Source organism: Halococcus saccharolyticus DSM 5350 (genome assembly GCF_000336915.1).
Lineage (GTDB): Archaea > Halobacteriota > Halobacteria > Halobacteriales > Halococcaceae > Halococcus > Halococcus saccharolyticus.
In genome coordinates, this window is sequence record NZ_AOMD01000025.1 from 165,893 (window position 1) to 183,460 (window position 17,568).

At 64.0% G+C, this 17,568-nt stretch carries 22 protein-coding genes and 1 tRNA gene; 12 read left to right on the forward strand and 11 right to left on the reverse strand.

Going from position 1 to position 17,568, the window contains the following annotated elements:
* Nucleotides 1–12: 12 nt before the first annotated feature.
* The gene (locus C449_RS11350; RefSeq protein WP_006078162.1) at nt 13–252 is read right to left on the reverse strand and encodes a DUF5816 domain-containing protein; all 240 of its coding nucleotides are present in this window, start codon (nt 250–252) and stop codon (nt 13–15) included.
* Nucleotides 253–388: 136 nt separating this feature from the next.
* Here C449_RS11350 and C449_RS11355 point away from each other — a divergent pair, with 136 nt between their 5' ends.
* Nucleotides 389–796 (forward strand): universal stress protein, encoded by a 408-nt coding sequence (locus C449_RS11355; protein WP_006078163.1) that lies wholly within the window; start codon nt 389–391, stop codon nt 794–796.
* A 10-nt stretch (nt 797–806) separates the two neighbouring features.
* Here the strand turns inward: C449_RS11355 and C449_RS11360 are convergent, their stop codons facing one another.
* Nucleotides 807–1,826: a mechanosensitive ion channel family protein gene (locus C449_RS11360; protein WP_006078164.1), complete on the reverse strand. Its 1,020-nt coding sequence runs from the start codon at nt 1,824–1,826 to the stop codon at nt 807–809.
* A 365-nt stretch (nt 1,827–2,191) separates the two neighbouring features.
* Between C449_RS11360 and C449_RS11365 the strand changes: the two genes are divergently transcribed.
* Both C449_RS11365 and C449_RS11370 read left to right on the forward strand, forming a co-directional pair.
* On the forward strand, nt 2,192–2,938 hold the full coding sequence (locus C449_RS11365; protein ID WP_006078165.1) for a proteasome assembly chaperone family protein: 747 nt from the start codon (nt 2,192–2,194) through the stop codon (nt 2,936–2,938).
* Nucleotides 2,939–3,068: 130 nt separating this feature from the next.
* Entirely contained in the window at nt 3,069–3,278 is a 210-nt protein-coding gene (locus C449_RS11370; protein WP_006078166.1) for a phage terminase large subunit family protein, read from the forward strand.
* Here the strand turns inward: C449_RS11370 and C449_RS11375 are convergent, their stop codons facing one another.
* Complete coding sequence (locus C449_RS11375; RefSeq protein ID WP_006078167.1) at nt 3,279–4,133, reverse strand: translation initiation factor eIF-2B; 855 nt, start codon at nt 4,131–4,133, stop codon at nt 3,279–3,281. It abuts the gene before it with no gap.
* A gap of 282 nt (nt 4,134–4,415) precedes the next feature.
* Between C449_RS11375 and C449_RS11380 the strand changes: the two genes are divergently transcribed.
* Nucleotides 4,416–4,706, forward strand: a complete 291-nt coding sequence (locus tag C449_RS11380) for a hypothetical protein (RefSeq protein ID WP_006078168.1) — start codon at nt 4,416–4,418, stop codon at nt 4,704–4,706.
* Nucleotide 4,707: 1 nt separating this feature from the next.
* Here the strand turns inward: C449_RS11380 and C449_RS11385 are convergent, their stop codons facing one another.
* The 3 genes from C449_RS11385 to C449_RS11395 all read right to left on the reverse strand — a co-directional run bounded on the left by C449_RS11385 (nt 4,708) and on the right by C449_RS11395 (nt 7,623).
* Nucleotides 4,708–6,210: an RtcB family protein gene (locus C449_RS11385; protein WP_006078169.1), complete on the reverse strand. Its 1,503-nt coding sequence runs from the start codon at nt 6,208–6,210 to the stop codon at nt 4,708–4,710.
* 61 nt (nt 6,211–6,271) lie between these two features.
* On the reverse strand, nt 6,272–6,697 hold the full coding sequence (locus C449_RS11390) for an archease (protein WP_006078170.1): 426 nt from the start codon (nt 6,695–6,697) through the stop codon (nt 6,272–6,274).
* Nucleotides 6,694–7,623 carry a DUF502 domain-containing protein gene (locus tag C449_RS11395; protein ID WP_006078171.1) on the reverse strand — a complete coding sequence of 310 codons (930 nt, stop codon included), beginning with the start codon at nt 7,621–7,623 and terminating at the stop codon, nt 6,694–6,696. The genes C449_RS11390 and C449_RS11395 overlap by 4 nt, the downstream gene beginning before the upstream one ends.
* An 86-nt stretch (nt 7,624–7,709) precedes the next feature.
* Here C449_RS11395 and C449_RS11400 point away from each other — a divergent pair, with 86 nt between their 5' ends.
* Complete coding sequence (locus tag C449_RS11400) at nt 7,710–8,213, forward strand: GNAT family N-acetyltransferase (RefSeq protein WP_006078172.1); 504 nt, start codon at nt 7,710–7,712, stop codon at nt 8,211–8,213.
* A 59-nt stretch (nt 8,214–8,272) separates the two neighbouring features.
* Here the strand turns inward: C449_RS11400 and C449_RS11405 are convergent.
* Nucleotides 8,273–8,346: transfer RNA gene (locus tag C449_RS11405), tRNA-Val, on the reverse strand.
* A gap of 82 nt (nt 8,347–8,428) precedes the next feature.
* Here C449_RS11405 and C449_RS11410 point away from each other — a divergent pair.
* A complete protein-coding gene (locus C449_RS11410; RefSeq protein WP_006078173.1) occupies nt 8,429–8,950 on the forward strand; it encodes a DUF192 domain-containing protein in 522 nt (173 codons plus the stop codon).
* A 105-nt stretch (nt 8,951–9,055) separates the two neighbouring features.
* On the forward strand, nt 9,056–10,993 hold the full coding sequence (locus tag C449_RS11415) for an ABC transporter ATP-binding protein (protein ID WP_006078174.1): 1,938 nt from the start codon (nt 9,056–9,058) through the stop codon (nt 10,991–10,993).
* Between the two features lie 12 nt (nt 10,994–11,005).
* On the opposite strand, the gene C449_RS11420 is transcribed toward C449_RS11415, so the two are convergent.
* On the reverse strand, nt 11,006–11,332 hold the full coding sequence (locus tag C449_RS11420) for a DUF5789 family protein (protein ID WP_006078175.1): 327 nt from the start codon (nt 11,330–11,332) through the stop codon (nt 11,006–11,008).
* A 74-nt stretch (nt 11,333–11,406) separates the two neighbouring features.
* On the opposite strand from C449_RS11420, the gene C449_RS11425 reads away from it, so the two are divergent.
* The 4 genes from C449_RS11425 to C449_RS11440 all read left to right on the forward strand — a co-directional run bounded on the left by C449_RS11425 (nt 11,407) and on the right by C449_RS11440 (nt 15,021).
* On the forward strand, nt 11,407–12,153 hold the full coding sequence (locus C449_RS11425) for a creatininase family protein (protein WP_006078176.1): 747 nt from the start codon (nt 11,407–11,409) through the stop codon (nt 12,151–12,153).
* A gap of 116 nt (nt 12,154–12,269) precedes the next feature.
* A complete protein-coding gene (locus tag C449_RS11430; RefSeq protein WP_049914102.1) occupies nt 12,270–13,340 on the forward strand; it encodes an ABC transporter substrate-binding protein in 1,071 nt (356 codons plus the stop codon).
* Nucleotides 13,337–14,185: an ABC transporter permease gene (locus C449_RS11435; RefSeq protein WP_006078178.1), complete on the forward strand. Its 849-nt coding sequence runs from the start codon at nt 13,337–13,339 to the stop codon at nt 14,183–14,185. Before C449_RS11430 ends, C449_RS11435 begins: the two co-directional genes overlap by 4 nt.
* Entirely contained in the window at nt 14,173–15,021 is an 849-nt protein-coding gene (locus C449_RS11440) for an ABC transporter ATP-binding protein (RefSeq protein WP_006078179.1), read from the forward strand. The genes C449_RS11435 and C449_RS11440 overlap by 13 nt, the downstream gene beginning before the upstream one ends.
* A gap of 15 nt (nt 15,022–15,036) precedes the next feature.
* On the opposite strand, the gene C449_RS11445 is transcribed toward C449_RS11440, so the two are convergent.
* Both C449_RS11445 and C449_RS11450 read right to left on the reverse strand, forming a co-directional pair.
* The gene (locus C449_RS11445; RefSeq protein ID WP_049914104.1) at nt 15,037–15,513 is read right to left on the reverse strand and encodes a DUF5790 family protein; all 477 of its coding nucleotides are present in this window, start codon (nt 15,511–15,513) and stop codon (nt 15,037–15,039) included.
* A gap of 119 nt (nt 15,514–15,632) precedes the next feature.
* Nucleotides 15,633–16,706, reverse strand: a complete 1,074-nt coding sequence (locus C449_RS11450; protein WP_006078181.1) for a DUF7544 domain-containing protein — start codon at nt 16,704–16,706, stop codon at nt 15,633–15,635.
* 110 nt (nt 16,707–16,816) lie between these two features.
* On the opposite strand from C449_RS11450, the gene C449_RS11455 reads away from it, so the two are divergent.
* The gene (locus tag C449_RS11455) at nt 16,817–17,122 is read left to right on the forward strand and encodes a MazG nucleotide pyrophosphohydrolase domain-containing protein (protein ID WP_006078182.1); all 306 of its coding nucleotides are present in this window, start codon (nt 16,817–16,819) and stop codon (nt 17,120–17,122) included.
* A gap of 10 nt (nt 17,123–17,132) precedes the next feature.
* Here C449_RS11455 and C449_RS11460 read toward each other — a convergent pair whose 3' ends face one another.
* Nucleotides 17,133–17,504: a dihydroneopterin aldolase family protein gene (locus C449_RS11460; RefSeq protein WP_006078183.1), complete on the reverse strand. Its 372-nt coding sequence runs from the start codon at nt 17,502–17,504 to the stop codon at nt 17,133–17,135.
* Nucleotides 17,505–17,568: the final 64 nt, after the last annotated feature.

Sequence of the window (17,568 nt, forward strand, 5' to 3'; positions counted from 1 at the left end):
ATAGTTCGTTCGCTACTCGTGGGCTGCGTCCCACTCGTCCGGTTTCTTGATGTTGGCGCACACGTTGCACTTGAGTCGGCCCATCGCATCCATCGCGTTGTCGAACGCGCCGCAGTTCGCGCAGTAGTAGCCCCACCGTGAGTCGTCGGTTTCACTCGTGTACGCCACGAAAAACGGCCCCTTCGAGCCGCGTTCGGCCGCCTCACGGTCGACGTAGAGCCGCCGGCCGTCTGCGGTCGTTTTCGCGTCCATGATCGACGGTGGGCCGCGCCGGACAAGTGCGTACTGGGTCCGGTGCACTGAGGTTGCTGCGAGCGGTCGCGCGACGCGCACCGCCACGATAGTGGAATGAAAAGGTTCAGGCAACTCGCTCCGCTACGAACGATCGATGACGCAGGTCGTCGTGCCCGTCCGGTATCCGCTGAGCGAACACTCCCGGCGCACGCTCGAAACCGCGATCGCGGTCGCCGACGAACGCGATGCCGCCCTCTCGGTGCTCCACGTCGATCTCTACCAGTCGAACCAGCGGGTCACGCAGGCCGACCTCAAGCACGCGGTCGAAGAGCAGTTCGGTCCGCTCGACCGGACGCGGTACGCCGTCCGCACCGGCTTCCTCGTCGAGGAGACCATCCTCGACGAGGTCGCCACCGAGGACGCCGACGTGGTCGTGATCGGCCGGAAGCAGGCTGGCCGGTGGCGGCGGATGGTTCGCCGGATCACCGACGAGCCGGACGTCGCACAGTACTTGAGCGACCAGCTCGACTGTCACGTCGTCGCCGCGCCGCGTTCCGGGTGAGTCGGCTCTCTCACCCTCGCCGGTCGTCGAACTGCGGGCCGTCGTGCGGTATGGACGAGTCGTTGGAATCACCGAAGACGACCTGCGTGTGTGGGTATGCGAACTCGACGTCGGTCCCGTCGAGTCGCTCCCAGATGTTCTCTTGCACCGCCGAACGCACAGTCAAGAGTTTGTACGGCTCTCGGACCCAGTACCGCAGTGTCAGCAACACGCCGCTGTCGGCGTACTCGTTGATGTAGCACGTCGGCGCGGCAGGATAGCGCGCGCTACCGATCCGGATGTCCGGTCCACCCCGGATCACGGTATCGACGTCCCGGGCCGCGCGCTCGATCAGATCCCGAGCTTGCGCGAGGTCGCCCTCGTAGGTCACGAGAATGTCGAGTGAGAGCCTCGTCCGTGGGTCTTCGGCGGAGTAGTTGATCACGTCGCGGTCGCGGATCGTCCCGTTCGGGATCACCAGAAAGGTGTTGTCGAGCGTGAATATCTTGGTGTACTGGAAGGTGATGTCCTCGACGAAACCACGGATCTGCGTATCTGTATCGGTGAGTTCGATCATGTCGCCGATCTCGTACGATTGATCGGAGAGGACGAACAGACCGCTGATGATGCTGCCGAGGATCGGCGAGATCACGACGGCGGTGGCTGCCGTGAGCACTGTCACCGACAGCAGGATGTTGCTAAGTCCGACTCCGAGGATCGCCGCCGCCGTGAGCAACCCGAAGAACATGACGACGACGCGGATCGTGCGCAGCACTGCCCGAGTGACGCTGGGGCGGCGGAAGCGGCGCGCGACACGACGCCCGATCAGCCTGACGAAGAGCTTCGATCCGTACCACGCGAGCCCGAGCACCACCAGTGCCAGCGCCACCTGCACCGACCACTGGGGAACCCACTCGGGCAGCACCCGAGTCGCGGTCTCGACGACCTCGCCGGTACTGTTCTCGATACTACCGTTTTCGGGCGTACCGTTCAGTTGCGTGCCGACCTGTGCTCGCTGCGTGACGCCCCACGTCACGCCTTCCGCCTCCATGTCCTCCGCTCACCGTCGGTAGGAAAAAGGATTCCGACCCACCTTTTTACTTCGTCGGGTGCGCTCGCTCGTTTCGCTCACTCGCGCACCGCTCCTCGCAAAAATGTGGATCAAAAACCCCCGCTCGCTCCCTTCGGTCGCTCGCGGTGGGATCGCTGGCACTCCCCGCTACAGCAACCGCCTCCGCATCCGCACAGCACCACCGAAGCCCTCGGCCCGCTCCGCGGGCCTCGCCCTTCATCCGCCAGGTACCGCAACCGCACCGCCACCACTGCCCCGCGACCGCGTCCACTACCAAAATCGTGGTTCGCGGCGCAGTCATCAACCGGGAAACGACTAAACGCCCGCCAGTCGTGGATCGGACCATGGCCGAGACGATCCGGACCAGCCCCGACGCGACGTTCGACGTGGTCCACGACGCGGAGCCACCGGAGACGCTGCTCGCTGGCTTCGCGGAGTTCGGGATGGCTGGCCTCACCGCCGCCGACTCGCTGGTCGATCAGCTCGATCTCGAGCAGACAGGCCACATCACCGCCGATCGACTCCCCGCGATCACGCCGTTTTCCGACGGCGTGGCGCGCCACCACACGAGACTGTTCTCCCGTCCCGATCTCGATATTACGGTGTTGGTCGGTGAGTTGTTCGTCCCATTGCCGGCCGCCGCCGCGCTCGCCGAATCGGTTCTCGAATGGACGGAGTCGAACGGGGTTACGGAGACCACAGTGCTGTCGGGAGTGCCGATGGCCCACGGCCCCGGCGAACACCGATCGTTCTACGTCGCCACCGAGGCCTACCGCGAGCGACGGCTCGACGGGATCGACGTCCAGCCGATGGGCAACGGCTTCCTCGACGGTATCAACGGGACACTCATGGCCCGTGGCATCGACTCGCCGCTCGACGCCTGTGTGCTCACGACACCTGTGCATCCGCTCGCGCCCGACGCCGAGGCCGCCGCGAGACTGCTCGAAACCGCCGACACGATCTACGATCTCGGTGTCGACGCCGGTCCACTGCGCTCGTTCGCGGAGGAAGTCCGCCAGCACTACGAGAGCCTGGCCGAACACGTCGAATCGACCGACGACCACCGGTACGACGACCAGATGTTCAGATAGCGCGCCGCCCCGACACACTCCCCACCGACCGCTCTATCCGACCCACCATTCTGCACCATTGATTGGCAAAATAGTTCATTTGAGGGAACTCTCCGCCAGACGTATATTCGTCGCAACCGTATCAACGGCCATGACTCGATCGGAACGCCGGCCACCGCCGGACGGCGGCACTTGGAGAAAGACGACGTTGTACTGCCCGGACTGCGGCCACGAAAGCACGATCGATGGTGACTGGCACGTCGAACACACGACCGACGACGATCGCGACCGCGCCGCCTACATCTGTCCCGAGTGTGGCGCGGTCATCGCTCGTCGGCCCACCCGCCTCGCGATCGCGTAGTCAGTCGAGCGCGCCCATTCCTTCGTCGGTGATGACCGTATCGAGCAGTTCGGTGGGTGTTGCGTCGTAAGCGGGATTTTCGAGCCGAAACCCCTCGGCCGGTTCGCGCATCACTTCGCTACTCGATCGAAACTCGTTCTCGAAGACGAACCCCTCGTCGATGATCTTCGCCCCTGAACCGATCACGGTGACGGGCACGTCACAGGTCGCGGCAGTCGCGGCGATCGGAAAGGTTCCGACCCGGTTGTAGAGAGTGTCGCCGACGATGCAGTCCATCCCGAAGAGGACACGGTCGCACTCAGGGAGGAAGTGCCCGCACGCGCTGTCGACGATCAGATGGGTTTCGATCCGGTCGATTCCCGCGAGGGTGCGCGCGCTCTTCCGCCCGAGATAGCGGGGACGCGCCTCGGTCACGTACACCTCGATCGCGGCCCCGTCCCGCGCGGCGAGTTCGATCGCCTCCAGCACGGTGGAGGAGTAATCGTGGGTCAGGACGGTCGTTCCGTCCTCGATCGCGGCTGCGCCGTACTCGGCGGCGCGGCGTTTCGCCATCTCGACCCGCTCGATCACCGTTCGAATGGCCTCGCTGGTTCTGGCTTTCGCGGCCTCGATGTCCTCGGGATCGGCGTCGGTCACGCTGTCGACGATCTCGCGCTGGGTGTTCTGGAGCGAGGCGTGCGAGGGGTTCGCCTGGCGGAGCGCGGTCGCGTTGCGCTCGACGTCCCGAAGGTAGTCGTCGAGGCTCCGGAACTCACGTTCAGTGAGGGTTTCGAGCGCGCGGGCAGCCTTGACGGCGACCACCGAGGAAGAGTGGGTCCGCATCTCCCGGATCTCCTCGACCGTCTCGTCGATCATACGTCCACCCTCTCGCGTCGGCCTCAAAGCCGTTCCGCCCGAAAGCCCTCGCTCGCGCTTGGCGCGCTCGCTCGCCCTTTTCATGTCTACCAGTCCGTACAGCAACGCATTGCGCGCGCCGGGCGCGTAGCCCGGCACGCGCTAAGGTCCTTGCCCTCCCCCGTGTTCGCACGCCCGGCGCTGTCGCGCTCGGGCGCGCTCATGGCCACCGCCGCCGCACCGCCACCGCATCACTACTGCCGGGGACACCGGAGCTATATGCGATCGGTTCCACCAGCCGATATGGTCGCCGTCCGGTATACCTGCCCACGCTGCGATGCGGTCGTCACCCTCGATCGCGACGCTAGCCTCGCCGACAAGTCGGTGACGCCGTTCGCACTCGACGGCTGGGAGTACGCCGCTCCGTACGAGGAGTTCGAGGCAAGCGACGGGGTCGAGATCGTCTGCGGGGCGAGTGAGACGGAGGGTGAAGGCTGTAGCGAGATGTTCTACCTGAACTTCGTGAAGTACGAGGCGGGTCGCGAAATCGACGCACGCACGACGCCAGCGGACGTTTCGTTCGACTTCCTCTGAGTCAGCCCTTGATATTGCAGACCGGGAACGTCCGTGCGACCGTATCACCGATCCCCAACTCGTCCGACACCCGCACCACTTCGTCGACGTCTTTGTAGACCCCGGGCGCTTCCTCGGCCACCGTTGCGCCGCTCTGGGCCTTCACGTACACCTTCTGTTCCTCCAACTCGTCCTGGACGTCCTCGCCCCAGAACTCGTTTTTCGCCTGGGTCCGGCTCATCGTCCGGCCCGCACCGTGGGCCGTCGAGCCGAACGTGGTTTCGAGCGAGGCCTCGCCGCCACGGAGGACGTAGCTCCCCGCGCCCATACTTCCAGGGATGATGACGGGCTGGCCAACGTCGCGGTACGCGCTCGGGACTTCCGGATGGCCGGCCGGGAACGCCCGCGTCGCGCCCTTCCGGTGGACGTAGAGTTCGCGCTCCTCGCCGTCGACGGCTGCGTCGTCTCCTGCCGGTCGGCCCTCCGGCCCGACCCCCACCTCGTGGACTTCCTTCTTCGCGATGTTGTGCGCAACATCGTAGAGGAGATCCATCTCCATGTCCTCCCACGAGCGATCGAAGACGCGTTCGAACACCTCGCGAGTGCGGTGCATGATGAGCTGGCGGTTGACCCATGCGTAGTTGATCGCGGCACACATCGCGCCGTAGTAGTCGTCGGCGAGCTGGCTGCCGGCGGGTGCGGCCGCGAGCTCCTTGTCCGGGAGCTGATCGAGCAGCCCGGGATGGGCCTGCTCGACCTCGCGGGTGTACTCAGTGCAGACCTGGTGGCCTAGTCCCCGGCTCCCGCAGTGGATCAACACCACGATCTGGTCTTCAGTGAGGCCGTACGCATCCGCCACGTCCTCACGGAAAACGTCGGTCACGCGCTGGACTTCGAGGAAATGGTTTCCCGAGCCGAGGCTCCCGATCTGGTTCTTCCCGCGGTCCTTCGCCTTCTGTGAGACCACCCCGGGATCGGCGTCCGGTCGTCGGCCTTCGTCCTCGCAGTGTGCGATATCGTCCTCGACCGCGTAGCCCTCCTCCAGCGCCCAGTCCATCCCCCGTTCGAGGATTGCCTCCACGGTGTCGACGCCCGACTCGACCACGCCACCGCCGCCGAGTCCGGAGGGGATGTTTGCGAACAGCGATTCGACCAGTTCCTCCTCGTGGCCCTCGATGTCCGCGTAGGTCAGGTTCGTCGTCATCATCCGGACGCCGCAGTTGATGTCGAACCCGACGGCTCCCGGTGAGATACAGCCGTTCTCTGCGTCGATGCCCGCGACCCCACCGACCGGGAAGCCGTAACCCTGGTGGCCGTCGGGCATGCAGATCGCGTGCTTCGTCACGCCAGGAAGGTGCGTCGAGTTCTTGAGCTGTTCGAGCGTCATGTCGTCCGAAATCTCGTCCAGCAGCGCCTCGCTCGCGAGCACCCGTGCGGGCGCGTTCATCTCGCCCTCCTGGGGGATCTCCCAGACGTATTCCCCTACTCGTTCGAGCGTGATCCCGTCAGCGTCGTAGGTGTCCATACCAGGGCCTACTCCGGCGTTCCCTGAGAGGGTTTCGTCTCTCGGGGCCACTCCACCCACCCTACACGTCGAACACGACGTACGCTTGCCAGCCGTCGGCAGTTCGTTCGATTCGCATCTCCGAGTACGTGACTGCCTTCACCTCCCGGGCGTCGACGGTTTCGAGTGGGACGCCGCGTGCGCTCCCGTCGAGCTGCCAGGCGTCCTCCCCTTGCGCACCGCCGTCTCGCTGGATCGTCGCGTGGTTGTCGACCGGCAGGACGCCCCGGACGTCGCGCTGGTAGATGAGTTCGGCGAGGTACTCGTACAGCAACGCCTCCCGGTTTTCGGCCGACGTGGTGAGATCGAAACGCGCGCCGTCCGCCGGAATCGATTCACACATCGCCGCCGCCAGCCCGTTGGCGACCGCCGCGAAGGTTCCATCGAGGCTGGCACCGTCGGCGGCGACCGCGACGTCGGCGGTGTGCTCCCGGAGTTCGAAACTCACGGCTCCTCGTTCCGGGTCCGTTCGTCCTCAGTCTTGCTGATCGTCGACTCGGTGCCGTCGGTCGCCCCCACCATCGCCTCTTCGGTGTCGGTCGCTTTCACAGCGTCGGGTCCGGCTGAGCCATCATCGGTAGTTTCGCCACCGTTGACCTGTTCGGCACCGCCGTACCGTCCGAGTGCGGCGAGTTCGTCCGCCGAGAGACTCGTCGCGTCGTCGGTGTCGCCGATCGCGACGCCGCTAGTGACGATCGCGCTGACGGCCTCCTCGACGGTGAGATCAACGTCGTAGATCTGCGCTGCCGGGACGTGGATCAGGAACCCACCCATCACTGGGTTCGGCGCGAGCGGCATGAACAGCGTCCGGAGGTCGTCGTGGCTTGCGGCCTCGTCGACCGAAGCGGGCGGTTCGGCGGTCACGAACGCGAAGGAGTAGGTGCCCTCGTTCGGGAACTCAACGAGTTTGACCTCCTGGAAGCTGGAGGTGTCGCTCTCGATCAACACGTCGCTCATCCGTCGAAAGCTGGTGTAGACCGAGCCGACTCCCGGAATCGCTTCCATCGCGGTGTGAAAGAGCTTCGAGAACTCGCGGTCGGAGGAGGTGTGGGTGGCGACGATCCCCACGCCGAGGACGATCGCCACCAGGAGGAGCACCGTCCCGAGTTCGATGAGCACGGAGCCGAACTCCGGCCCGAGGCCGAGCGAGCGCGCCATCATCACCATCGGGCTAACGAGTCCGAAATACCGGGCGACATCGACGACCGGCGTGAGAAGGTTGCTGACGAAGTTCAATACGAACGCGAGTACCATCACCGTGATGAGAAACGGGATCGTGAGTGCGGCCCCGGTGATCACCCACTCGCGGAGCGTTTCGCGAACTCCCGCGTTCGCCCCCGGTGTGGTCGTCGCAGGGGTATCTACATCGGACATACCCTCGCCTGATTGGAGCCCCACCGGAAAGCGTTGTGCATGCACGGGCGGTGGAATTATATCGATGCGCGCGCTATCGGTCGGCAGTGAGTGTGGATGTCACGAGGCGCGTCGTCGAGGCGGGCAGCGACGAGCACGTCGACGCCGCGTGGGAGCTGAAAGAGTGTATTCGGCACGAAGAGGCCGTTCTCAAACAACGTCGTGGCTTTTTCGCCAACGCCTATCGTCGCGCGACCGTCCATCTCCTGTTCGCGGGCGTTCATGGCGGCGAACATGGCTCGGAGACGGACGATCTCATCGGATTCGCTGCCGTTCGCCGTGACGGCTACGTCCTCTTTCTCGCGGTCGATCCCACCCACCGCGGCGAGGGGTTCGGTCGCAAGCTCATGGCGACCGTCGCCGACGAACACGACAGCGTGACCTGTCACGCCCGCGCGACCAACGAGGCCGCCATCGACTTCTACGAACACATCGGCTTCGAGATCAAACGGCACATCGAAAACTACTACGAGGACGGCGGCGCGGCGTACTACCTCAAACTCGGCGGCGGCGGACTCACCGATCGGCTCTCCGAGTTCATGCGGCGCTGACCGCTGCTCGCTGCCGGGGACGATCGCTCTCCTCGAACTCGTGCAGGATCGAGAACGGATGGGCTCGGGCGGATTCGAACCACCGACCTCGGCCTTGTAAAGGCCGCGTCATAACCACCTAGACCACGAGCCCCGCATCCGATCAATCGGTGCGGTCCGAATAACCTTTTCTCTCTGTCGGAACGCTTAGGCCGTCCCCGGCCCACGATCGAAGTATGGCGCTCCAGCGCGCTCTCAACGGTATCGGCGTGGTCGCGGTGCTCGCGCTGGTGCTCACCGCGGCGGTCGCGGCCGGAGTCGTCCCGCCACCGGCGGCGTTCATGGGTGCGCCGGACGATTACGAGCGCGCAGAGGTGACGATCACCAACAACTGTAGTCAGACCCTCGGCACCGTCGATGTCCGGATCGCCGACACCTACCAGCAGAAGTACACTGGGCTCTCGAACACCTCGTCGCTCGCGAACGGCTCCGGCATGCTGTTCACCTACGAGGAGTCGTCGGAGCACACCTACGTGATGCGGGAGATGGATTTCCCGCTCGACATCGTCTTCATCGGAGCCGACGGCCGCATCAACGCGATCGAGAGCGCGCCCGCACCGGGGCCGAACGAGAACGGCGAGAACATCCAGCGCACTGGCCGAGGACAGTATATCCTCGAAGTGCCGCGTGGGTGGATGGCCAGTCACGGAATCCACGTCGGCCATCGGGTCGACATCGATCGATCGAATCGACGATAGGAACGGGGTTCGTGGCGGTCGCAAACCGATCCCCGCACCGTAACTATGGGGTATTTTCTCATGGTTACGAACGCTTTTAGGCACGTGTCGGTTTGCAGTATAGTGATGGGTATTTCTATTGATGATGACGATCCCTTCGAAGACCAACGAGAGGGAACGGAGAACGCGATGCGGCGGCTGTTTGCAGTCTACGGCCGTGAGAATTGGTTCTCCTTTGCGGTCGGGACACTAACGAGTCTCGTCGCACGGGTGCTGGATCTGCTACCGCCGCTGTTGCTCGGGATCGCCATCGATTCGATCTTCTACCAGACGCGGCCGTTCGGGCTGGCGTTCGTTCCACAGGCGTGGCTTCCCACGACCCGAGCCGGCCAGTTCTGGTTGCTTGCCGGGCTGATCGCGTTCGCCTTCTTCGGCGGGGCGGGCTTTCACTACGGACGGAACTGGGGGTGGAACGCCTTCTCGCAGAACATCCAGCACCAGGTCCGGACGGACACCTACGACAAGATGCAGCGGCTGAACATGGACTTCTTCGCCGACAAGCAGACCGGCGAGATGATGTCGGTACTCTCGAACGACGTCAACCGGCTCGAACAGTTCCTGAACGGCGGGATGAACTCGGTGTTCCGGCTCGCGGCGATGGTGGTTGGCATCTCGGTTGTGATGTTCGCTACCAACTGGCAGCTCGCCATCATCGCGCTGCTGCCGGTGCCGTTGATCGCCGGGTTCACCTACTACTTCGTCAAGAAGATCCAGCCAAAATACGCCGAAGTCCGTTCGACGGTCGGCGAGATGAACTCCCGACTGGAGAACAATCTCGGCGGGATCCAGGTCATCAAATCGACCAACACCGAACCCTACGAGTCCGACCGCGTCGGTGACGTCTCGAAGTCCTACTACGACGCCCAGTGGGGCGCGATCAACCTCCGAATCAAGTTCTTCCCCACGCTCCGGGTGATCGCGGGCATCGGCTTCGTCGCCACGTTCATCGTCGGTGGATTCTGGGTTCTCAACGGACCGTTCGGACCGTTCACTCAAGACCTCTCGGCCGGCCTGTTCGTCACGTTCATCCTCTACACCCAGCGATTCATCTGGCCGATGGCACAGTTCGGGCAGATCATCAACATGTACCAGCGCGCTCGCGCGTCCGCCGAGCGTATCTTCGGGCTGATGGACGAGCCGAGCCGGCTGAACCAGGACCCCGACGCCGAGGATCTGGCGGTGTCGGCAGGCCACGTCGAGTACGACGACGTTACCTTCGGCTACGAGAGCGAGCGCGGCGATGGGAACCCCACGGTCGAGGACGTCAACTTCGACGTTCCGGGTGGTGACACGGTAGCGCTCGTCGGGCCAACGGGCGCGGGCAAATCCACCGTCCTGAAACTCCTGCTCAGGATGTACGACGTCGACGACGGCGAGATCCGGATCGACGGCCAGGACATCGACAGCGTCACGCTGTCGAGCCTCCGACGGTCGATCGGCTACGTCAGTCAGAACTCCTACCTGTTCTACGGCACAGTGAAGGAGAACATCGCGTACGGCACGTTCGACGCGACCGACGAGGAGATCGTCGAGGCCGCGAAGGCCGCCGAGGCCCACGAGTTCATTCGAAATCTCCCGGATGGCTACGACACGATGGCGGGCGAGCGCGGCGTGAAACTCTCCGGGGGCCAGCGCCAGCGCATCACCATCGCGCGCGCGATCCTCAAGGATCCCGAGATCCTGGTGCTCGACGAGGCGACCTCCGATGTGGACACCGAGACCGAGATGCTGATCCAGCGCAGTCTCGATCGGCTGACCACGGATCGAACGACGTTCGCGATCGCCCACCGGCTGTCGAGCATCAAGGACGCCGATCAGATCGTGGTCCTCGAGGATGGCCAGGTGCGCGAGCGTGGCACCCACGACGACCTCATCGAGGAGAACGGACTGTACGCGAACCTCTGGGCGGTCCAGGCCGGCGAGATCGACGAACTCCCACAGGAGTTCATCGAGCGCGCGACCCAGCGTCAGGCACAGACCGAGGCCGAAGCCGGCGACGACTGACGGACGGCCGGGTTAGAGCGACTCCGCATCGTCGCCGTTGCTATCGGGTTCCGTCGAGGGGCCTCGGTCGGAGTAGCCCTCACGACCGACGGCGTCGGCGTCGACCATGTTCTTGATCATCGTCGTGAGTTCGTCGGCGTCCTGATAGGTTTGGTCTTCGTCCTGAAGCGGTTCGAGGAGGTCCTCGAGAGGGGTGCTTCTATCGGGTAGACCGATCTCCGCGTCGCCGTGACGTTCGATCACCGTTTCGTGGTCGACGGGGTAGTCCATGGATTCGAGTTCGTCCTCGACGTCCCCGAACTCGATACCGTGTTCTCTGGCGTCGTCTTCGTCAGTCATGGTGCAGCGGACCGACGCACAGCGACGGCAAAGGAGTTGTGCCTGCTTAAGCCTCCGGCGGCGCTCACCCCGGTATGCAACTCACCGAGGCAACGTGGACCGACGCCGACGCGACCGAGACCGACCTTGCGCTCCTCCCCGTCGGCAGTACCGAACAGCACGGCCCCCACGCACCGCTCGGCACCGACCGCCTCACCGCGCGTGCGGTCGCGGCGGCGGGCGCGGAGCGCTACGAGGAAGTCCACGGCAGCGAAGTGGTCGTCGCACCCACCATCCCCGTGGGGATCGCCGAGGAGCACCATCAGTTCGCCGGTACGCTCTGGGTCGCGCCCGACACCCTCCGGAGCTACGTACGGGAGACCGTCGCGAGTCTCGCCTCACACGGGTGGGATCGGGTCGTACTCGTCAACGGCCACGGCGGCAACGTCGATGCGCTCCGGGAGGTCTGCGGGGCGATCACCCGCCACGATGCAGCCTACGCGGTGCCATTCACCTGGTTCGAGGCCGCCGCGAGCCTGTCCGAGATGGGCCACGGCGGTCCGATCGAGACCGCGCTCCTCCGCGCCATCCATCCCGATCTCGTCCGCGAGAACCGGATCGAGGAGGCGCAGGCTGGAGCGAGCGAGACGTGGGGCGAGTGGGTTTCGGGGACGAATCTCGCGTTCGATGCGGCGGAGTTCACCGACAACGGTGTAGTCGGCGATCCCGGAGACGGCAGCGCGGAGCGCGGCGAGGAACTCTTAGAGGATGCGACGGCAGCACTCGTCACGCTGCTCGACGCCATCGAGGACCGCGACGGCAGCCGACAGATGCGGGAGTGATTGTACTGCCGGACGAAAACATCGAACATCCTGTAGCGGGAGCCACGTACTTTCTTAACAACTAAACCATCCAACATAGCAGCACTTATTAAGATTGATCGTGTAGATAATAACAGATGGAGAAATACACCCGACGACAGATCCTCGCGTCGAGTGGGGTAGCAGCCGGTAGTGTGGTAGGGCTGTCCGGCTGTATCAGCGGAAGTAATCCTGGCAGCAGCGATGTCGAAGGAACCAACACCACTGCCACTGCGAGTCGTATGGGCCAGCTCACTGTTGCCTACGTGCCGATCTACCCCAATATGCAGCACTACATCATGCAAGAGGAGGGCTACTACGAATCGCTCTCCGCGGAGGTGACGGTCGAACGCTTTTCGAATGGCCCGAGCGTGGTCAAGGCGTTTGCGAGCGACGAAGTCGACATCGCGCTGTTCGGCGTCACGCCAGCGATGGTGCTCGTCGACAAGGGCAAAGCGGCGAGTGTACTGGCGGCGAACAGTCGAAATGGTTTCCGAGTTATGTCGACGAGCGCGTTCGCTGATCTATACAAGAACAAGCAAGAGGATGCGTTCTCGGTATTCGAGAACCAGCACGAGAGGAAGGTAAAATTCGGCGTCCCACCCGACGGGAGTGTTCCGGACGTCGTCCTGCGATACTGGATCGAGCAGGATCTCGATCTCGGAGAGATGGAGTCGGTGATAGACAAGGTGAAAGTATCCCCGGCGAAGGCCCCACAGACGATTCAAGCGGGCGAGATCGACGCGACGATGATTCAGGAGCCGTTTGCGACAGTGATTGCGAGCGAGCAGGGCTTCGGTGAGGTCGCATGGTCGGGCGATATCCTCCCGGGGCACCCAGTAACCGTGACGTTCGTCCAGAACAGCGTCCCCGAGAACGTTGCTGAGCAGTTCGTCGAACAGCACACCAAGGCGACCCAATTCGTCCGCGAGAACCCGAGGAAAGCGGCCGAAGACGCCGCGGCGGTCATCGGATCGGGTGTCAGTACCGACCTGGCACGGCAGGCGATCGACTCACAGGCGTCCGATTTCATTTCCGACCCACACGAAGTCAGAGATCAGGCGGCGACGATGGCCGAGTTCGTCAAAGAGGTCGGCAACACCGATTCGGTTGTCTCGCCGGAGCAACTGTTCGACTTCAGTGTCTACGATAGCGTCTCGAACCAATGAGCATCGAAACGAGCGACGCTGACCAGGCTACTGGAGAGGGGACGTTTCCCGCGTGGAACGCCGGTCGAATCGTGCGCGGAGTCCTCGGGACGCTTGGATTTCTCGGGCTGTGGTGGGCAGCATCGTCGGTCGTCGAACCGGCGTATCTCCTTCCCAGTCCGCCAGCGGCGGCGAGCGCCTTCGCCGAACAACTCACGACGAGTGCGTGGTTTACCCTCCCGGTGGTCGGCACTGAGATCCAGACCGCACGGATGGTGGTGAAACTCGCCCAGAGCTTGCTCCACTATATTCCGGGGTTGCTCGTCGGCGCGTCGCTCGGGATCGCGCTGGGCGTCGCTCTCGGGTGGAGTGGGCGACTCGACGATGCGCTGACGCCAGTCGTGCGCATCCTCCGGCCGATCCCGCCGCTGGCATGGATCGTCTTCGCGATCGTGTGGTTCGGGATCGGTCACGCGGGGGCAGCGTTCATCGTCTTTATCGGCGCGTTCTGGATCAACTTCTACGGTGCGTACAGTGGCGTCGAGAACACTCCCAACCAGCTCGCAGAGGTCGCATCGAGCCTCGGAGTGCGAGCGGATCTCGAAATGATTCGCTACGTCGTCCTACCGAGTGCCGCGCCCCAGATCCTGACGAGCTTTCGGACGAGCATCGGTCGGTGTTGGATGATCGTCGTGGGTGCGGAGCTGTTCGGCGCACCCGGCGTCGGCTACGAGATCATCAACGCCTCGAACAACCTCGCGATGGACACGAGCGTCGCGTACATGCTGGTGATCAGCCTCGTCTATCTCGTGACCGATGGAGCGTTCCGCAGTCTCGAAGGGAGGATGCTCGCGTGGCGCGAATAGACGAGAGCGTCGATGCGGTCGAGCGCGTCGGTGCCCACACTACCGGCACTGGCGACGTGGACGATACCGACGACACTCCTGAAATCCTCGTCGATGGTGTGAGCAAGCGCTACGAGTCCGACCGCCAGTCGGTGCAGGCGCTGTCTGACGTGCAGTTCGCCGTCGAGACTGGCGAGTTCGTCTGCATCGTCGGTCCCTCGGGCTGTGGGAAGACGACGCTCCTCCGGGCGATCGCGGGGCTCGAAGCGCCGACGGAGGGCGCGGTCGTGATCAACGGCGAGGCGGTTGGCGGTCCCGACACCGACCGCGGAATGGTGTTCCAGGAGTACGGACTGTTCCCGTGGCTCACCGTCCAAGAGAACGTCTGTTTCGGGCTCGAACGACAGGGGATGGCGCGAGAGGCGTGTGACAACCGCTGCTACGAGATGCTCGATCTCGTCGGCCTCGACGGATTCGCGGACGCCTACCCGAAGGAACTCAGTGGAGGGATGAAACAGCGCGTCGCTGTCGCGCGCGCACTTGCCGTTGATCCGGACATTTTGTTGATGGACGAACCGTTCGGAAGTGTCGATGCCCAGACCCGTGAGCGGCTTCACGCCGAACTGCTCGACATCTGGCAGGAGACGGGAAAAACGACGCTGTTCGTGACCCACGAGATCAGCGAGGCGGTGCTCCTCGGTGATCGAGTGCTTGTTATGAGTGCTGAACCTGGACGGGTGAAAGAGCTGATCGATGTCGATCTTCCGCGCCCGCGCTCTCGAACCGATGAGTCATTCGTCGAGTACACCGACTGGATCCGCTCGCTCATCGGTGACGAGACGACCGATCGATTTTGATATCCTATCGGGGTGCTACTCGGCGGCTTCCTCGGCTTCCTCCGCGTCGGCGTCGGTGTCAGCGTCGCTTTCCCCTTCGTCGTTTCCTCCCTCGCTTGCGGCCTCGCCGGCCTCGTCGAGCGCACCGCGGAGTTCGGGCACCGTACTCGACAGGGCGCTTGCGTGGTCGTGGGCGGTCTCGACGTCCTCTATGACGGTTTCGAGCTCCTCGATCTGCTTGGCGAGGTCGTCGGCGTCGTCGAAGGCGTCGGCGCGCTCGCCCATCGCGTACCATTTCTTGGCGTCGCGGAGGCGCTCGGCGGCGTCGCCGGTGTCGAGCGCCTGCCCGAGCGCGTTGAGCACCCCGAGTGTGTTGTCGGCCTCGACCGTCCAGATCGCGTCGGACTCGGGGAGCGCGTCGCGCGCCGCCGCGAGGTGCTCCTCGACATCGGTACGGACGTCCGCCGCGGCCTCATCGAACAGGTCGTCGTCCTCGAACGTCGACTGGCTCATGACCATGCGGTTCGCCCGCACGGGGTTTAAACCCGCGCCCGAAAGCGGAAGTGAAAATCGAGTCCAGCCGTTCTCTCGGCCCGCTCTCGTCGCCACCGGCTAGGCGGTCGAAAGTGAAACTACGCGGCTGGATGATCGCCCATCGAGGCCGGATCGTCGCTCGATCCCGAGCCACGCACGCGACGGCGGCGTTCGGGAACGAGGTCGAGTGACTCGTCGGTATCGCCGAGGACGAGCAACGCGTAGTACCGGAAGTACGTCACGACCGGAACCTGGACGAGCAGGACGACGAAGAACGCCAGCAGGGTGAAGACGACCGCACCGATGCTCAACAGCGCAACGACGGCGAGCGAGAGGTCACCGAACCCACCGGCAACCACGACGGTGAGCACGCCAAGCATGCCGAACGGGATCGCGAGCACGGCGAGCGCGAGAGCCGTGACGACGGCGACGACCACACCGGCCGCGATGCTCAGAACGAGTTCGAGGACGACGTACGCGAAGTACTGCTTCCACTGGCCACGGAGCGTCGGCCAGAACCGTCCCCACGCCGATAGCACGCCTCGGTCCTCCAAGAGCATGACCGGGACGACGAACATCGTCGTGAAACCGCTCACCAGCGTAGCGACGAGGACGACAAATAGGAGGACGGGCGCGAGGAGTGCCAGTGCGCCGGCTGCCCCGCCGATACCGAGGCCCGGATCGAAGAACACGACCGACGCCACGACGACCGGAATCGCCACGATCGCCGCCGTCAGGAGGCCGAGAACGATCCGGAATCCCAACAGTCGCAGCCCCTTCCCCCAGTAGCGTCCGACGTACCGTCGAACGGTGACGTCTCCTTCGGTGAGCGAGGCGACGAACACGAACTCCATGATCGATCCGATGACGACGAACGCGAGCACGAACACGACGACGAGCGCCGCGAGTGTGAGGATCAACGGCAGGAACTGCTCGATGTCCGCCCCGCTGGCCGGTCCTGCATCGAACTCAGGCTCCGCTCCGAACTCCGGCCCAGTCGGCTGATCCACCGGGACGGTCGTATCGAACCCGGCCGGAAATCCCGCACTTGCGCCGCCAATGAAGAGGACGACCAGCGCGAGTTTGAGCCATCGGCCGAGCGTGAACGGAAACAGGAATCGTCGGGTCACGTCGTAGGCGTCACTAACGTCGTCGACTGCGTAAAGTGTCATACATCCAATTGCCGTGAGAGTATATGACGCTATCGGCGGATCTGAGCCACTGAAACCCGACTCTCGATTCGTCGGAACACTTACTTCTCGTTCAGGAACGAAGCGTGACGATGAACGAACAACAGCGCGTCGCGACGTTCATCGAGGAGTACGATCTACGGGGCGAGCCGGCGTTTCGGGTCCTCGATCTGGCAGCCGAAGTCGGCGAGATCGCGGCCGACGCGACCAAATCAACCGACTGGGGAACGAAGCCGAGCGATCTCGACGTCGAAACCGACGAGATCGGTGACGCCCTCTTCTCGCTGCTCGCTGTCGCCGAGTCGCTCGACATCGACGCTGGAGACGCCCTCGACGAATCACTCGCGAAGTACGAGAAGCGGATCGAGGGCACGGGAAGCGCATCGTCCGACAGTTGATTCGGCGAGATTAGTCCAGCGTCTCGATCGATGCGACCCGCATTCGTGGGTAGCCCTCTTCCATCGCCATCCGTGCCGTGACTCGGTGTTCTTCGTACTCCACGACGAGTTCGACCTCCATGAACCGACCCGTGAGTTCCGTGTAGCCGTGATCGATGGCGGCGTCGAGTTCGTCGGCGAGGATCGCGACCGAGACCGACTCGCAGTACGGCTGATTTTCGATCGCGTCCTCGATCGCGCGCTCCAGACTGGCCGCGCTCGCCGGGCTAACCGGCGTGCCGGCGAACTGGTGATACAGCGTGCCGAACTTGATCCCGGCCTCGAAGCAGGCAGTTTCGGCGTCAGTCGGTGAAGTCGAGTTCGTTCCGGAGTTACTGGTCATCGTGTGGTGGTTCGTGAGGAGCGGACAAATATACTGTCAGTCGAACGGATTCGAACATCCCCGC

Excerpts from the sequence above, each read along its gene's own strand:
- C449_RS11350 (WP_006078162.1), bottom strand. The coding sequence starts at position 252 with ATGGACGCGAAAACGACCGCAGACGGCCGGCGGCTCTACGTCGACCGT.
- C449_RS11355 (WP_006078163.1), top strand. The coding sequence starts at position 389 with ATGACGCAGGTCGTCGTGCCCGTCCGGTATCCGCTGAGCGAACACTCC.
- C449_RS11360 (WP_006078164.1), bottom strand. The coding sequence starts at position 1,826 with ATGGAGGCGGAAGGCGTGACGTGGGGCGTCACGCAGCGAGCACAGGTC.
- C449_RS11365 (WP_006078165.1), top strand. The coding sequence starts at position 2,192 with ATGGCCGAGACGATCCGGACCAGCCCCGACGCGACGTTCGACGTGGTC.
- C449_RS11370 (WP_006078166.1), top strand. The coding sequence starts at position 3,069 with ATGACTCGATCGGAACGCCGGCCACCGCCGGACGGCGGCACTTGGAGA.
- C449_RS11375 (WP_006078167.1), bottom strand. The coding sequence starts at position 4,133 with ATGATCGACGAGACGGTCGAGGAGATCCGGGAGATGCGGACCCACTCT.
- C449_RS11380 (WP_006078168.1), top strand. The coding sequence starts at position 4,416 with ATGGTCGCCGTCCGGTATACCTGCCCACGCTGCGATGCGGTCGTCACC.
- C449_RS11385 (WP_006078169.1), bottom strand. The coding sequence starts at position 6,210 with ATGGACACCTACGACGCTGACGGGATCACGCTCGAACGAGTAGGGGAA.
- C449_RS11395 (WP_006078171.1), bottom strand. The coding sequence starts at position 7,623 with ATGTCCGATGTAGATACCCCTGCGACGACCACACCGGGGGCGAACGCG.
- C449_RS11410 (WP_006078173.1), top strand. The coding sequence starts at position 8,429 with ATGGCGCTCCAGCGCGCTCTCAACGGTATCGGCGTGGTCGCGGTGCTC.
- C449_RS11415 (WP_006078174.1), top strand. The coding sequence starts at position 9,056 with ATGGGTATTTCTATTGATGATGACGATCCCTTCGAAGACCAACGAGAG.
- C449_RS11420 (WP_006078175.1), bottom strand. The coding sequence starts at position 11,332 with ATGACTGACGAAGACGACGCCAGAGAACACGGTATCGAGTTCGGGGAC.
- C449_RS11425 (WP_006078176.1), top strand. The coding sequence starts at position 11,407 with ATGCAACTCACCGAGGCAACGTGGACCGACGCCGACGCGACCGAGACC.
- C449_RS11430 (WP_049914102.1), top strand. The coding sequence starts at position 12,270 with ATGGAGAAATACACCCGACGACAGATCCTCGCGTCGAGTGGGGTAGCA.
- C449_RS11435 (WP_006078178.1), top strand. The coding sequence starts at position 13,337 with ATGAGCATCGAAACGAGCGACGCTGACCAGGCTACTGGAGAGGGGACG.
- C449_RS11445 (WP_049914104.1), bottom strand. The coding sequence starts at position 15,513 with ATGAGCCAGTCGACGTTCGAGGACGACGACCTGTTCGATGAGGCCGCG.
- C449_RS11450 (WP_006078181.1), bottom strand. The coding sequence starts at position 16,706 with ATGACACTTTACGCAGTCGACGACGTTAGTGACGCCTACGACGTGACC.
- C449_RS11455 (WP_006078182.1), top strand. The coding sequence starts at position 16,817 with ATGAACGAACAACAGCGCGTCGCGACGTTCATCGAGGAGTACGATCTA.
- C449_RS11460 (WP_006078183.1), bottom strand. The coding sequence starts at position 17,504 with ATGACCAGTAACTCCGGAACGAACTCGACTTCACCGACTGACGCCGAA.